General features: G+C 61.8%; 1 protein-coding gene. It reads left to right on the top strand.

Going from position 1 to position 424, the window contains the following annotated elements:
* The coding region (locus EN969_RS34990) for a response regulator (protein ID WP_127419988.1) at window positions 1-424 on the top strand (424 nt) is incomplete at both ends.

The raw sequence follows: 424 nt of genomic DNA, 5'->3' as shown, positions 1-424 counted from the left end.
CATCCAGAAGATGCTGCGTGATCGGGCCGACCTCGACGTCACACATGATCCGCATGCCGGTTTCTTCCAGGCCGCCGAGACATCCTATGAATGCGTGATGATCTCGACCGCGTTCGCCGATTTCGATCCGCTGAGGCTCTGTTCGCAGTTGCGCTCGCTCGATCGCACCCGCTTCGTGCCGATTATCCTGCTGGCGGAGGAGGGCGAGGAGGAACGCATCATTCGCGGCCTGGAACTCGGCATCAACGACTATCTCATGCGGCCGATCGACCAGCAGGAACTGACGGCACGGCTGCGCACGCAGGTGCGCCGTAAGCGCTACAACGACCAGCTACGGGCCAGCGTCACCCAGACAATCGAAATGGCGGTGACCGACGGTCTGACCGGGCTGCACAATCGCCGCTATCTGGACAGCCATCTGCAG

The sequence above is a fragment of the Mesorhizobium sp. M7A.F.Ca.CA.003.01.2.1 genome (assembly GCF_003998945.1).
GTDB lineage: Bacteria > Pseudomonadota > Alphaproteobacteria > Rhizobiales > Rhizobiaceae > Mesorhizobium > Mesorhizobium ciceri.
The sequence above is the reverse complement of the archived record's forward strand: the minus strand, read 5'-3'. Positions and strand labels throughout refer to the sequence as shown.